The organism is Streptomyces sp. NPDC059994 (assembly GCF_042737755.1).
GTDB lineage: Bacteria > Actinomycetota > Actinomycetes > Streptomycetales > Streptomycetaceae > Streptomyces.
Genome location: NZ_JBHWUR010000002.1, coordinates 1 through 13,358, shown reverse-complemented (window position 1 = coordinate 13,358; position 13,358 = coordinate 1). Strand labels below are relative to the sequence as shown.

General features: G+C 71.3%; 10 protein-coding genes and 1 pseudogene. 8 read left to right on the top strand and 3 right to left on the bottom strand.

What is annotated here, in order from left to right; translation table 11 throughout:
* Positions 1-48 precede the first annotated feature (48 nt).
* On the top strand, positions 49-552 hold the full coding sequence (locus ACFWA7_RS01600) for a peptidoglycan-binding protein (RefSeq protein ID WP_385820208.1): 504 nt from the start codon (positions 49-51) through the stop codon (positions 550-552).
* A 73-nt stretch (positions 553-625) separates the two neighbouring features.
* Here the strand turns inward: ACFWA7_RS01600 and ACFWA7_RS01595 are convergent.
* Positions 626-1,042, bottom strand: a pseudogene (locus tag ACFWA7_RS01595) (hydrolase); the annotation flags it as partial.
* A gap of 360 nt (positions 1,043-1,402) precedes the next feature.
* On the opposite strand from ACFWA7_RS01595, the gene ACFWA7_RS01590 reads away from it, so the two are divergent.
* Positions 1,403-3,433, top strand: a complete 2,031-nt coding sequence (locus ACFWA7_RS01590) for a recombinase family protein (protein WP_385820206.1) — start codon at positions 1,403-1,405, stop codon at positions 3,431-3,433.
* Here ACFWA7_RS01590 and ACFWA7_RS01585 read toward each other — a convergent pair.
* Together ACFWA7_RS01585 and ACFWA7_RS01580 are read right to left on the bottom strand one after the other, a co-directional pair.
* A complete protein-coding gene (locus tag ACFWA7_RS01585; RefSeq protein ID WP_385820204.1) occupies positions 3,328-3,771 on the bottom strand; it encodes a hypothetical protein in 444 nt (147 codons plus the stop codon). The two genes, ACFWA7_RS01590 and ACFWA7_RS01585, sit on opposite strands and share 106 nt — an antisense overlap.
* Before the next feature lie 237 nt (positions 3,772-4,008).
* Complete coding sequence (locus ACFWA7_RS01580) at positions 4,009-6,207, bottom strand: WD40/YVTN/BNR-like repeat-containing protein (protein WP_385820202.1); 2,199 nt, start codon at positions 6,205-6,207, stop codon at positions 4,009-4,011.
* Positions 6,208-6,557: 350 nt separating this feature from the next.
* On the opposite strand from ACFWA7_RS01580, the gene ACFWA7_RS01575 reads away from it, so the two are divergent.
* From ACFWA7_RS01575 to ACFWA7_RS01550, 6 genes are all read left to right on the top strand, one after another.
* Positions 6,558-7,574, top strand: coding sequence for a LacI family DNA-binding transcriptional regulator (locus ACFWA7_RS01575; protein ID WP_385537880.1), 1,017 nt, complete (start codon positions 6,558-6,560; stop codon positions 7,572-7,574).
* A complete protein-coding gene (locus ACFWA7_RS01570; protein WP_385820200.1) occupies positions 7,571-9,109 on the top strand; it encodes a sugar ABC transporter ATP-binding protein in 1,539 nt (512 codons plus the stop codon). Before ACFWA7_RS01575 ends, ACFWA7_RS01570 begins: the two co-directional genes overlap by 4 nt.
* Positions 9,099-11,051 carry a substrate-binding domain-containing protein gene (locus ACFWA7_RS01565; protein WP_385820198.1) on the top strand — a complete coding sequence of 651 codons (1,953 nt, stop codon included), beginning with the start codon at positions 9,099-9,101 and terminating at the stop codon, positions 11,049-11,051. Before ACFWA7_RS01570 ends, ACFWA7_RS01565 begins: the two co-directional genes overlap by 11 nt.
* A 38-nt stretch (positions 11,052-11,089) precedes the next feature.
* The gene (locus ACFWA7_RS01560) at positions 11,090-11,995 is read left to right on the top strand and encodes a ribokinase (RefSeq protein ID WP_385537887.1); all 906 of its coding nucleotides are present in this window, start codon (positions 11,090-11,092) and stop codon (positions 11,993-11,995) included.
* Positions 11,992-12,381, top strand: coding sequence for a D-ribose pyranase (gene rbsD / locus ACFWA7_RS01555; protein ID WP_385537889.1), 390 nt, complete (start codon positions 11,992-11,994; stop codon positions 12,379-12,381). Before ACFWA7_RS01560 ends, rbsD begins: the two co-directional genes overlap by 4 nt.
* Before the next feature lie 172 nt (positions 12,382-12,553).
* The gene (locus tag ACFWA7_RS01550) at positions 12,554-13,234 is read left to right on the top strand and encodes a hypothetical protein (RefSeq protein ID WP_385820196.1); all 681 of its coding nucleotides are present in this window, start codon (positions 12,554-12,556) and stop codon (positions 13,232-13,234) included.
* The last annotated feature ends 124 nt before the right edge of the window (positions 13,235-13,358 follow it).

Sequence of the window (13,358 nt, the reverse complement as noted above, 5' to 3'; positions counted from 1 at the left end):
AGACAAGAGCCATGACGACGGCGGCTGCCGGGGGTGCGCGTCCCTGTTATGGATCTGTTGGCGGCCCACTGGATGATCGCCTCCGAGCGGCACCGGGCCGCTCGGCACATCGGCAGTACACGGCCCGCCCGGCAGGCCGGGAGATCGGGGGCAGACATGTTCAAGAAGTTCGGAGCCAGGGCGGCGATCGTGGGAGCCACCGCGGCCCTCGCGGTGAGCGGCCTCGCCGGGACGGCGCAGGCGAGGGACGGTGCGCCCTACATCGGCGACGGTTACGCCAACAACACCACTGCGGTGTGGTGCGTGCAGCACATCATCAACAACTGGAAGGCGGGCTGGGGTCCGGGCGCACCGCAGATCGCGCAGGACGGCGTGTGGGGTCCGCAGACGCGCCAGGCGGTCATCGACTTCCAGAACGCCTTCACCTCGAACCAGGTCGACGGCGTCGTCGGACCGCGCACCGGTTACGCCCTCCTGACGAACGACCCGTCGGACAGCTACGCCGGTCACGGTGCCTGCTACGCCTACATTCCCTCGACGTCGGGCTACTGACGGCCGCCGGACACACGAACCGCCGCCCACCCGCAACGGGGTGGGCGGCGGTCTGTGCTGGTCGACCCGGAGGTCAGCTCACATCGAGCGCCGTGTCGTCGATGACGAACGACGTCTGGAGCTGGGAGCCCTCGGTGCCGGTGAACTTCACGGTGACCGTCTGCCCGGCGTACGCGCCGAGGTCGAAGGTCCGCAGCGTGTAGCCGCTGGCGGCGTTGAGGTTGGAGTACGTGGCAAGGGTGGACAGCACCGTTCCGCTGCCGTTGACCACCTGCGCCTTCAGTGTGTCGTAGGCCGTCGTCGTGGTCGTCTCGGCCGTGTCGATGTGCAGAGAGAAGCTGAGCTTCGCACTGGTGCAGCCCGCCGGGACCGTCACCGACTGGGAGAGCGTGTCGGTGCGGGCGGAGCCGTAGCCGTCCAGCCATGCCTTGTACGTGCCCGTGCGCGCGGCCTCGCCGGAGTCGGTGGTGATGACGCCGCTGGTGCCTGATGAATCGTTACTGCCCCCTGCACGACCAGGAGGCAGAGCCCCACCGCTGCCGCTAGCCTAGGGCTGAGGCGGCTTGACCTCGCCCTTGCGGGGCGGGACGGAGGAGCCGTGGACGAGCGGCCGACGCCGGACGAGGCGAACGAGTGGCTGCATCAGCATTTCCGGGATGCCCCGGACCCCGCCATCACCCGCACGTGGGAACCCGGTCCGCCTCTGAGCAGGTCCCAGCGCAGGACCCTCCTGGAAATCCTGTTCGGCCCGGACAGCGAAGACCAACCGGCCTAAGCTGCCCCATACATGAGTGACCCAGATCAGCGCAGCAACGCCAACCGGGGTCGGGCCAGTCACGAGAGGACTGACATGCGCAACCGTACCCTGCCCGCCGCCAGGCGTAAGGGCCGTCCCAGAGTCGCCCTCTATCTGCGCGTTTCCACCGCGCAACAGATCGAGGGGTACGGCCTGGAGGTTCAAGAGAAGCAGTGCCGGGCCCTTCTGGACCGGGGCTTCGGCGCCGGTGGCTACGTCCTCGAAGAGGACGACATCTACATCGACGGGGCGGTGTCCGGGAAGCGGGCTTCGCGCCCCCGTCTTGATGAGATGAACCGCCTCCGCGGTGAGGGCCAGTACGACGTCATCTGTTTCGGAAAGCTCGACCGCATCGGTCGGACGATGAAGGACATCCACCGCTGGATGTACGACACCACCGACCTTGGCGTACGCGTACTGACCGGCGACGGCCGCATTGACAGCGACGACGACATGTTCGGCATCATCATGTCGCTGCTGGCCTTCATGGCCGAGCTGGAGCACACGCTCATTCTGGAGCGGACCATGAGCGGCCGAGAGCAGAAGCTCGCGGCCGGAGGGTGGCCCTCCGGAGTCGCTCCATACGGTCTGGCACTGTCGGGCAAGGGCAAGGAAGCGGTGGTTGTCCATCAGGAGGACGAAGTTCACGTAATCAACCGGGCCGTCGGCTACAAGATTGACGACGGCCAGAACCGGGAGGAGGTGGCCCGTTCCCTGAATGCACGCGGAGATCTCAGGCGCAGCGGTAGGTCCTGGGACGGCCTGGCTGTCGACCGGCTGCTGACCAGTAGCCACCTGCTGGAGGGCGTCGTTCACTACCGCAAGACGAGCGGCTCTTCCAAGACCAAGCTGGCCGAGGACGGCACGCCCCTGTACGGGCCGACCGTCGCCATCCCGGTACCGCGCATCCTTGATCCGGAAAGGGCCAAGGCCCTGGCCAAGGTGATGGAAGAGGAATCCCGGGAGCACCGCGCCAGTGAGCAGTACCCGTTGAGCAAGCGCATTGAAGGCAGTTGCGGCCGGGTGTACGTCGGTGCGTACCGCACCGGCAACGACGAGCGGATGTACCGCTGCCAAGGTGCTGTGACCGAGCTGGGCACGCCGACCTGCGGTGACTCCATGCTTGCCGCCGACGCTGTCGAGGCGGCGGTCTGGGGCAAGCTCTCCAGGCATCTCGAAGACCCGGAGAGCTTGCGCGAGCTGGCCAAGGAGTACGTTGCCAGCCTGCCGGGAGATCACGACAAGTACACGGAACGTGTCGAGTCTCAGCGCAAGCAGGTGACAGAAGCCCAGGCGGCGCTGGGGCGGGCCATCACCAACTGCGCAAAGCTCAAGCTGGATGAGGACGCCACCAGGGAAGCCACCGACGAGCTCCAGATGGAGCTCAGCGCCCTGCGCGGGGCCCTCGCAGAGAGTGAGGCGTGGCTGATGGAGTACGGCGCCAAGCAGGCGCGGGCCGACGACATGATTGCCATGATCGAGCGGTCCAAGGGCAAGATGCAGACGCTCGACCTCGGCCGTCAGGCCGCCGTCTTTGAGATGTTCAACATCACGGTGGTACCGAGAGACCATCAATTCCAGCGAAGGACCGGCCGGAAGTGCACCCTCACCGCCTGGCATCTGGAGAACGCCGTAGCGGTGCCGGATGATCCAGACGATTCCGGGTGGGGCGAGATGCAGGACATCCTCTTGGATATCAGCCCGGACCTGCTGGCGGGTCGCTACGACTCCCGCCAGGCACTGAAGAGCATCCTGTACCGGCTCCGCACAGGGGCCACATGGGAGGACGTCGACGGATTGTTCGGCGTCTCCAAGGCAAGCGCGAAGCGGGCCCTGGGGGCCTGGTTCGGCAGTGGTGCCTGGGAGGCCATGATGGGCGCCCTGCTGGCGCACGGGGGCAGTACGCCGGTCTATCAGCCGCCCGAGATCCCCGGCTTGTCGATCCGGGGCAAGTTCCCCGTGGACCTACTGAACGATTCTCATCCTGAGGGTACGGTTTTCTCCGATGCCGACAGCAGCACGTTCGGTTCGGGCAGCACGAACGTGTCGAAGTTCTGGAGGTCGAGCGCCGACGACGTGCCGTAGGTGATCGTGTTGCCGGAAGGCAGTGTCTTCAGCGAGTAGTCGCCCGTCTTCTGGAGCGCGACGCCCCAGGACGACAGCGCACCGGTCCAGTCCTTCTCCGCCGTGGGGTCGGCCTTCTGGCCCAGCGGGTCCGGCTGGCTCGTACCGATGATCCAGTCGGCGTTGCCGGCTGTCTCTGCCTTCGAGTTGTCGAAGAGCACGCGGTGCGGGGTGGTGGCCGCGGCGGCCGGGGGAGCGGTGACGGCCAGCGCGGCGGTGCCGGCGCCGATCATGCCGAACGCGGCGAGTGCGGTCGTGAGTCTCTGCCGTGACCTTGGGGAACTCCGGGGTCGGAGCATCCTGCTACCTCCATGAGGGGTGGGGGAGAGGCGGTGCGGGCGCCCAGTCTGCGCGCGTAGAACGGCAGTTGGGAGGCTGCCGGACGACACGTATTTGAACGGTACATGGCGAGATCGCGTCGGTGCAGTGTCCAGGCGGGGCCGATGTGGACCGGCCACGCTCGACCGTGCCGCGCGCGGATACGCGAAGGCCCCCGCCGGCCGTGCCGACGGGGGCCTGATGAGCCGTCAAATCACCTATTCGGTACGGAGACTGTAGAATCCGCGTCCGAAGGTGGCCGCCACCAGACGGTGGTGGACCGGGTCGTATGTGATGTCCGGCACCGGCACCAGCGGGAGCCCGTCGCCGAGCCGCCGCCAGCCGCCCCGGCCGCTGACGAACACGCCCTGGTCCGTGGCGGCGTAGAGCGTGTTCCGGCCGCCGAGCACCACGTCGTTCACCGGGGCCTGCGGAAGGTTTCCGGACAGATCGCTCCAGCTCGCGCCCGCGTCCCGGGTCCGCAGCAGATGCGGCTGCGACGAGCCCGACCGGTACCCGGAGAGCGATATGTACGCGGTCGCCGGGTCGTCCGGGGCCACCGCGATCCGGGTCACCCACGGCCGGCCGTCGAGGACCCGGGTCCAGTGGGCGCCGAGGTCGCGGGTCACCCACACCCGGCCGTCGTCCGTGCCCGCCCAGACGGTGTGCCCGTCACGCGCGGCCGCGACCGTGGTGATCGTGCCGTAGGGGTAGGAGTCGTGGCCCGGGCCGCCCGTGAGGTCGGGGCTGATGGGCTGCCAGGTCGCGCCGCCGTCGGTGGACCGGTTGAGGCGGTTGCCGCCGTAGTAGAGGACGCGGGGGTTCACCGGGTCGAACTGGACGGGCGTGAGCCAGTTGCGCCGGTCGGCGGTGGTGGAGTCGGTGTACTCGGTGAGCGTGGCGCCGCCGTCCGTGGAGCGGAAGCAGTTCCCGTACTGGTAGCAGGCGTACACCCGGTTGACGTCGGTGGGGTCGATCAGGTTCTGCAGCCCGTCGCCGCCCAGGTACTCGTTGAACCGGTCACCGCCCCAGGACCGGAGGGAGCCGTTGTCCTGGGCTCCGCCGGAGATCCGGCCGGTGTCCTGCGGCGTCGCCGCCACCGTGTAGAGCTGGGTCCACGGCTCATACGTCGCCTTGGTCCAGCCGCCGTCGCCGCGCGCCTCGGAGCGGTAGACGCCGCCGTCGTTGCCGAGGTAGACGCGGCCGGGCGTGCGCGGGTCCCAGAGCATGGCGTGCTGGTCGGCGTGGACGGCGTCCTCCTCCGTCCAGGTGGTCCCGCCGTCCTTGGTGGTGAGCAGGTCCACCCCGGCGACATGGATGTGCCGGGCATCGGCCGGATCGACCCACACCTTGCCGAACCACCAGGAGTAGCTGGACTGCGACTCGGCCAGGGTCGCGCTGTCCGGAAGCCTCGTCCAGCTGTCGCCGCCGTCCGCTGAGGTGAGGAACGAACCGAAGGTGCCGTCGGTGGCGCCGACCAGGGCGTACAGACGACCGGGCTCGGAGGCGGCGATGCCGAGGCCGATGCGCCCCGAGTCGGCCGCGGGCAGCCCGCCGCCGAGGAGTCGCCAGTGGGCGCCGCCGTCGTCCGACCGGTAGACGCCGGAGCCGGTGCCGCCGTAGGTGCGCCTGTCCGGCTCGCGCCGGTGGTCCCAGAGCACGGCGTACACGCGGTCGGGGTTCACCGGGTCGCGCTGTACGTCGACGGCGCCGGTGAACGCGTTGGGCACGTCGAGCACCCGCCGCCAGGAGCCGCCCGCGTTCTCGGAGAGGTACACACCCCGGTCACCGCCCGGGTTGTAGAGCGAGCCGGTGGCCGCGGCGAGGACCCGGCGCGGTGTGCGCGGATCCACGGCGAACGCGCCGACCGCCCCCGAGTCCCGCAGCCCGACCGCCCGCCAGCTGCGGCCCCGGTCGGTGGAGCGGTAGACGCCGGTCCCCTCGTACGTGACGCTGCCGCCGCCCGGGTTGGGCTCGCCGGTGCCGGCGTAGAGGGTGCCGTCGGGGGCGGCGGCGAGCGCGCCCATGGCCTGGGTGCCGCGCTCGGGCCAGGCGGGGGTGAAGGTCCGGCCCGCGTCGGCCGAGCGCCACACCCCGCCGCTGGCGGCGGCCGCGTAGAGGGTGTCGGCGTGGTGCGGGTCGAGGGCGAGCGAGACGACCCGGCCGCCGATGTTGGTGGGCCCGACGGGCTGCCAGGTGCCGCCGGTGGCGGGCAGGGCGGCGGCCTGAGCCGCCGCGGTGTCGTAGGCGTGCCGGGGCAGCGGCTGCCCGGGTACCGCCTTCTGCAGATAGCTGTACTCGGCGGGGGCGGCCGGGCCGCCCTCGTCGTCCTCCTCCTGGGTCCCGGCACCGGCGGCCGGGCCTCCCGGGACCAGCAGTCCCGCGATCGCCAGGAGGGCGACCGCGGCCGCACGCATCCCTCTCGATCTCCCTGTACGCATGGACGGCTCCTTCCGCGGCCGGTGCGACCGGCGCGCGACGAGTGGAAGAGCATTCCTGGGCACGTAACAGGGGGAGAGTGTTCATCAACTGCCGCAGTGGCACCAGTGGTTGGGGCGAGCCAGGGGCGTGAATCCGCCGCCCGGCCGTCGAAGCAGAAGCCGTCTCTCGGGCCGCCCGTCGCCTCACCCGCCCTGCCGCTCATCTGAGCGTGGATTCATCACGATCGGGTCTCGGAGCGTGGGAAGGGGCTTGTCCATGCGCCTGTAATCGATTCCAATCCTCCGTGTAATCGATTCCACGGGCTCACAAGGAGGTGATCCGGCGCATGGCCAGCATCAAGGACGTGGCCGCCCGCGCAGGCGTGTCCGTCGCCACGGTCTCCCGTGTCCTCAACAGCCACCCGTCCGTCAGCCCCGAGGCGCGCGCCCGCGTCCTCGCCGCCGTCGACGCACTCGGCTACCGGCCCAACGCCGTGGCCAGATCCCTGCGCACCGACCAGACCCGCACCCTCGGCCTGGTCATCAGCGACGTGCTCAACCCCTACTTCACCGAACTGGCCCGCTCCGTCGAGGAGGAGGCCCGCGCGCTCGGCTACAGCGTCATCATCGGCAACGCCGACGAGCGGCCCGAGCTCCAGGACCACCACGTCCGCACGCTCCTCGACCGCAGGATCGACGGGCTGCTCGTCTCGCCCACCGACGGCGGCTCCCCGCTGATGCTGGACGCGGCCCGCGCGGGCACCCCCATGGTCTTCGTCGACCGCTGGATCCCCGGCGTGGACGTCCCCGTCGTCCGGGCCGACGGCCGCGCCGCCATCCGCGACCTGGTCGCCCATCTGTACGGCCTGGGCCACCGCAGGCTCGCCATCATCGCGGGCCCGGCCGCCACCACCACCGGCAGCGAGCGCGTCGAGGCCTTCCGGGACGCCCTGCGCGAGCACCACCTCGCACTGCCCGAGGCCTACATCGGCCACGGCGACTTCCAGGCCGACAGCGGCCGCCGCTGCACCGAACGCTTCCTCGCGCTCCCCGAGCCGCCCGAAGTCGTCTTCGCCGCCGACAACTTGATGGCGCTCGGCGCGCTCGACGCGATCCGGGCGCACGGCCTGCGCGTGCCGTACGACATCGGGCTCGCCGCCTTCGACGACATCCCGTGGTTCGTCCACACCGATCCGCCGATCACCGCGATCGCGCAGCCCACCGGAGAACTGGGCCGGGCTGCCGTCCGCGCCCTGGCCGACCGGATCGAGGGGCGGCCCCCGCAGTCCGTCACCCTGCCCGCGCGCCTGGTCGTCCGCAGCTCCTGCGGCGAGGACGCCCCGACCCGTAGGAGCAACCCGTGAGCGTTCCGCACGACTTGCTGCGCGTCGAAGGCATACGCAAGGCCTTCCCCGGAGTGGTCGCCCTCGACGGCGTCGACTTCGATCTGCGCCGGGGCGAGGTGCACGTCCTGCTCGGCGAGAACGGCGCGGGCAAGAGCACCCTCATCAAGATGCTCTCCGGCGCCCACCGCCCCGACAGTGGCCGCATCCTCGTCGACGGGCGCGAAGTGCGCGTCCATGGCGCCCAGGACGCCGAACGGCTCGGCATCGCCACCATCTACCAGGAGTTCAACCTCGTCCCCGACCTCACGGTCGCGGAGAACATCTTCCTCGGCCGTCAGCCGCGCCGCTTCGGGATGATCGACCGCAAGCGGATGGAGGCGGACGCCGCCGTGCTCCTGGAGCGGGTCGGCGTCGACGTCCCTCCCCACGCGCGCGCACGTGAACTGGGCATCGCCCGGCTCCAGATGGTCGAGATCGCCAAGGCGCTGAGCCTGGACGCGCGCGTCCTCATCATGGACGAGCCGACCGCAGTCCTCACCTCCGAGGAGGTCGACAAGCTCTTCACGATCGTCCGCTCGCTGCGGGCGGACGGCGTGGGCGTCGTCTTCATCACCCACCACCTCGAAGAGATCGCCGCCCTCGGTGACCGCGTCACCGTGCTGCGCGACGGCAGGAGCGTCGACCAGGTACCGGCCTCCACCCCCGAGGACGAACTCGTCCGGCTGATGGTGGGGCGCGGCATCGACCAGCAGTATCCGCGCGAACGCCCGGACGTCGGCGCCCCGTTGCTCTCGGTTCGCGGGCTCACCCGCGACGGCGTCTTCCACGACGTCGGCTTCGAGGTGCGCGCCGGTGAGGTCGTCGGCATCGCCGGGCTGGTCGGCGCGGGCCGCACCGAGGTCGCCCGCGCCGTCTTCGGCGCCGACCGCTACGACAGCGGAACCGTCGAGGTGCTCGGCGCACCCCTTCCCCGGCACGACGTGAACGCCGCCATGGGCGCCGGGATCGGCCTCGTCCCCGAGGACCGCAAGGGCCAGGGGCTCCTCCTGGACGCCTCCGTACAGGAGAACCTGGGCCTGGTCACGCTGCGCTCGGCCACCCGCGCCGGGCTCGTCGACCGCAAGGGACAGCGGGCGGCCGCCGCACGGATCGCCGAGCAGCTGGGCGTACGGATGGCCGGGCTCGGCCAGCAGGTGCGCACCCTGTCCGGTGGCAACCAGCAGAAGGTCGTCATCGGCAAGTGGCTCCTCGCCGAGACCAAGGTGCTCATCCTCGACGAGCCGACCCGTGGCATCGACGTCGGCGCCAAGGTCGAGATCTACCAGCTCATCAACGAACTGACCGCCTCCGGGCACGCCGTCCTCATGATCTCCAGCGATCTGCCCGAGGTGCTCGGCATGAGCGACCGGGTGCTGGTCATGGCCCAGGGGCGGATCGCCGGGGAACTCCCGGCCCAGCAAGCGACCCAGGAAGCGGTCATGGAACTCGCCGTCGGCGCGGCCCCCGCGTCCGCCCCGGCAACGCACGAAGAGGAGGGCTCCCGTGGCCACTGACACGCTCCGGAGCACCACGGGCGCGAGCGGCGCCCTCACGGTCCGACGACTGCTGCTCGACAACGGCGCCCTCAGCGCCCTGGTGGTCCTGGCGGTGGCGATGTCGCTGCTCTCCGGCGACTTCCTCACCACGCAGAACCTGCTCAACGTCGGCGTCCAGGCCGCCGTCACCGCGATCCTCGCCTTCGGCGTCACCTTCGTCATCGTCTCGGCGGGCATCGACCTCTCCGTCGGCTCCGTGGCCGCGCTCAGTGCGACCGTGCTCGCCTGGACGGCGACGAAGCAGGGCCTGCCGGTCTGGTTCGCGGTCGTCCTCGCCATCGGCACGGGCCTGGCCTGCGGCGTCGTCAACGGCGCCCTCGTCTCGTACGGCAAACTCCCGCCGTTCATCGCCACCCTGGCCATGCTCTCGGTCGGCCGCGGCCTCTCCCTGGTCATCTCCCAGGGCAGCCCCATCGCCTTCCCCGAGTCCGTCTCCCGGGTGGGCGACACACTCGGCGGGCACCTGCCGGTCCCGGTGATCGTGATGGTCGTGATGGGGCTGCTCACCGCCCTGATCCTGTCCCGTACGTACATCGGGCGTTCCATGTACGCGATCGGCGGCAACGAGGAGGCGGCCCGGCTGTCGGGGCTGCGGGTCAAGCGGCAGAAGATCGCGATCTACGCGCTCTCCGGCCTCTTCGCCGCCGTCGCGGGCATCGTGCTCGCCTCCCGGCTGGTCTCCGCGCAGCCGCAGGCCGCCCAGGGGTACGAGCTCGACGCGATCGCGGCCGTCGTCATCGGCGGCGCCAGCCTGTCCGGCGGCGTCGGCAAGGCGTCCGGCACCCTCATCGGCGCGCTCATCCTCGCGGTGCTGCGCAACGGCCTCAACCTGCTGTCGGTGTCGGCCTTCTGGCAGCAGGTCGTCATCGGTGTCGTCATCGCGCTCGCGGTGCTGCTCGACACGGCGCGCCGCCGCGCCGGGGCCGCACCCGGGGCGGCGACGACCGGTGCGGGAGGGGGCTTCGGCGGCAAGCGCGGCGCGGCGAAACTCGCGGTCGCGGCCGTCGCCCTGGCCGCGGTCCTGGGCGCCCTGTCGTTCGTGAACACCGGCTCGTCCGGCTCGTCCACCAAGATGGGCATGTCGCTCTCCACCCTCAACAACCCCTTCTTCGTCCAGATGGCGGCCGGGGCCAAGGCGGAGGCGAAGGCGGCCGGAGTCGACCTCACCGTCACCGACGCCCAGAACGACGCCTCCCAACAGGCCAACCAGATACAGAACTTCACCGGCGCCGGAGTGAAGTCGATCATCGTCAACCCGGTCGACTCGGATGCCGTCGGGCCGTCCGTGCGCGGCGCCAACAAGGCGGACATCCCGGTGGTCGCCGCCGACCGGGGCGTCAACAAGGCCGAGACCGCCACCCTCGTCGCCTCCGACAACATCGCGGGCGGCAGGCTCGCCGCCAAGACCCTCGCCGACAAGCTCGGCGGCAAGGGCAGGATCGTCGTCCTGCAGGGCACCGCGGGCACCTCCGCCAGCCGCGAGCGCGGCCAGGGCTTCGCCGAGGGCATCAAGGCGTACCCCGGCATCACGGTCGTCGCCCGCCAGCCCGCCGACTTCGACCGCACCAAGGGCCTCGACGTCATGACCAACCTGCTGCAGTCCCACGCCGACGTCACCGGAGTCTTCGCCGAGAACGACGAGATGGCGCTCGGCGCGGTCAAGGCACTGGGCGCCAGGGCGGGCAACTCGGTCGCCGTGGTCGGCTTCGACGGCACTCCCGATGGCCTGAAGGCGGTCGCGGCGGGCACGCTGTACGCATCGGTCGCGCAGCAGCCCGCCGAGCTCGGCCGCATCGCCGTCCGCAACGCGGTGCGGGCGGCGAAGGGCGACGCGGTCGAGAGCACCGTGAAGGTTCCGGTCAAGGTCGTCACCCGGCAGAACGTCGCCGACTTCTCCTGACGGACGTCCACCCGCCACTCAGCGAAAGCAGGACAGGGATGTACGACTACGACCTTCTGGTCGTCGGGTCCGCCAACGCCGACCTCGTCATCGGCGTCGACCGGCGCCCCGGTCCCGGCGAGACGGTGCTCGGCTCGGACCTGGTGGTCCACCCGGGCGGCAAGGGCGCCAACCAGGCCGTGGCCGCCGCCCGACTCGGGGCGCGCGCCGCGCTGCTCGCCCGCGTCGGTGACGACGGGCACGGGCGGCTGCTGCTCGACTCCCAGCAGGCGGCCGGCGTCGACACCGTCGGCATGCTGGTCGGCGGGGGGCCCACCGGGGTCGCGCTGATCACGGTGGACCCGTCGGGGGACAACAGCATCGTGGTCTCGCCCGGCGCCAACGCCCGCCTCACCCCCCAGGACGTACGCGCCGCCGCCAGCCTCTTCCAGGCCTCGCGCGTGGTCTCCGCGCAGCTGGAGATCCCGCTGGAGACGGTGGTGGAGACGGTCCGCAGCCTCGCTTTCGACAGCCGGTTCGTCCTCAACCCCTCGCCGCCCGGCCCGCTGCCCGCCGAGGTGCTCGCGGCCTGCGACCCGCTGATCGTCAACGAGCACGAGGCCCGCTTCCTGCTGGGCACCTCGGCGGGCCCCGCCCCCGAGGACTGGGCGCGGGCGCTGCTCCTGCGCGGCCCGCGCTCAGTGGTGATCACCCTGGGCGCGGCGGGCGCCCTGGTCGCGGCCGGCAGCACCAACTCGTTCGTACGCGTGGAGAGTCCACGGGTCGACGCGGTGGACACGACGGGCGCCGGAGACGCCTTCACCGCCGCCCTGGCGTGGCGGCTGAGCCGGGGCGAGACCCTGGCGGAGGCCGCCGCCTTCGCCGCGAGGGTCGGCGCGGCCGCCGTCACCCGGCAGGGGGCGCAGGAGTCCTTCCCCACCGCCGAGGAGGTCTTCGCCCGGTGAAGAAGACCGGCATTCTCAACCGTCATCTGTCGGGCGCGCTGGCCGAGTTGGGCCACGGCGACGGGGTCCTCGTGTGCGACGCGGGCATGCCCATCCCATCCGGCCCGCGCGTGGTCGACCTGGCCTTCCGGGCCGGGGTGCCGTCGTTCGCGGAGGTGCTCGACGGACTCCTTGCCGAGCTGGTGGTGGAGGGCGCGACCGCCGCACGGGAGGTGCGCGAGGCGAACCAGTCGGCCGCGCGCCTGCTGGCCGCGCACTTCCCCCGGCTGGAACTGGTCGCGCACGACGAGCTGAAGGCGCGGTCGGCAGGGGCGCGGCTGGTGGTACGGACGGGGGAGGCACGGCCGTACGCGAATGTGCTGCTGAGGTGCGGAGTGTTCTTCTAAGGGTCCCGCGCGGGACCGCCGGTCGTCTCCCGCCCCCTCCCAGCAACAATTATCGGCCATACGCGTACATATCCCGGAAAGTGCCCCCTCGCGGCCCCTACCGTGATCCCGATGCGTCGCTCGACGCAGCACCACACGGCCCACGGGGGCCTCGGGTCAGGGAGTTACCGGAATGAACCGACGGTTGGGCATCTTTGTGGCGGTCGGCGCGCTGACCCTCGGCGTGACCGGCGCGGGCACGGCTGCGGCCTCGGCCCCGCCCTCGGCCGGGTCGGGCCACACCAGCGCGACGGCCGAAATCTTCGCCACGAACAACACGGCGACCATCACCGACCCCGCCGACCCCCGCCTCAGGACGCGCCTGGGCCGCTTCGACCACGAGGTCCGGGACATCATCCGCACCCACGGCGCGAAGGCCGGTCGCTCGACGCTCCTTGACGGCGTCTTCTGGTCGTCCGACCTCAAGCAGGCGACGTACGAGCGCTCGCGCGAGTTCGACGTCAACCACGTCAGCGCGGCCGGGCTGCACCACATCGCGGACATCATCCGCAAGCAGTACGAGCAGGAGTCCGTCCTGACGTTCCGCCACCTTCCGCGTACCTCGCCCGAGACCAACGCGGTCGACATCGAGGCGACCGGAGTGACCTCGCGCAAACTGCACGAGGCCCTCCTCGCGGACCCCGCCGCCCGCGACGAACTCGGCGGCGGCTCGGTCACGGCCCAGGACGGCCGCCTCATCCTGATCGCCCCCCTCGCCGACCTCCCCCTCGCCAAGAAGTTCGTGGGCGAGCTGGGCGTGGACTGGAACAAGGCGGAGGTGCGGTACGGGGCGGAGGAGTTCGTCGGGGGATAGCGCGCGGCCGGGGGCCCCGGGGACCCGGGGGGGCCAGGGCCCCCCCGGGGGGGGGGGGGGGGGGCGCCCCAAACGCCGCCAGGAGCGGGGGGGGCGGGGGGGGGGGCGGGCCCCCGGGGGCCGG

Excerpts from the sequence above, each read along its gene's own strand:
- ACFWA7_RS01600 (WP_385820208.1), top strand. The coding sequence starts at position 49 with ATGGATCTGTTGGCGGCCCACTGGATGATCGCCTCCGAGCGGCACCGG.
- ACFWA7_RS01590 (WP_385820206.1), top strand. The coding sequence starts at position 1,403 with ATGCGCAACCGTACCCTGCCCGCCGCCAGGCGTAAGGGCCGTCCCAGA.
- ACFWA7_RS01585 (WP_385820204.1), bottom strand. The coding sequence starts at position 3,771 with ATGCTCCGACCCCGGAGTTCCCCAAGGTCACGGCAGAGACTCACGACC.
- ACFWA7_RS01580 (WP_385820202.1), bottom strand. The coding sequence starts at position 6,207 with ATGCGTGCGGCCGCGGTCGCCCTCCTGGCGATCGCGGGACTGCTGGTC.
- ACFWA7_RS01575 (WP_385537880.1), top strand. The coding sequence starts at position 6,558 with ATGGCCAGCATCAAGGACGTGGCCGCCCGCGCAGGCGTGTCCGTCGCC.
- ACFWA7_RS01560 (WP_385537887.1), top strand. The coding sequence starts at position 11,090 with ATGTACGACTACGACCTTCTGGTCGTCGGGTCCGCCAACGCCGACCTC.
- ACFWA7_RS01550 (WP_385820196.1), top strand. The coding sequence starts at position 12,554 with ATGAACCGACGGTTGGGCATCTTTGTGGCGGTCGGCGCGCTGACCCTC.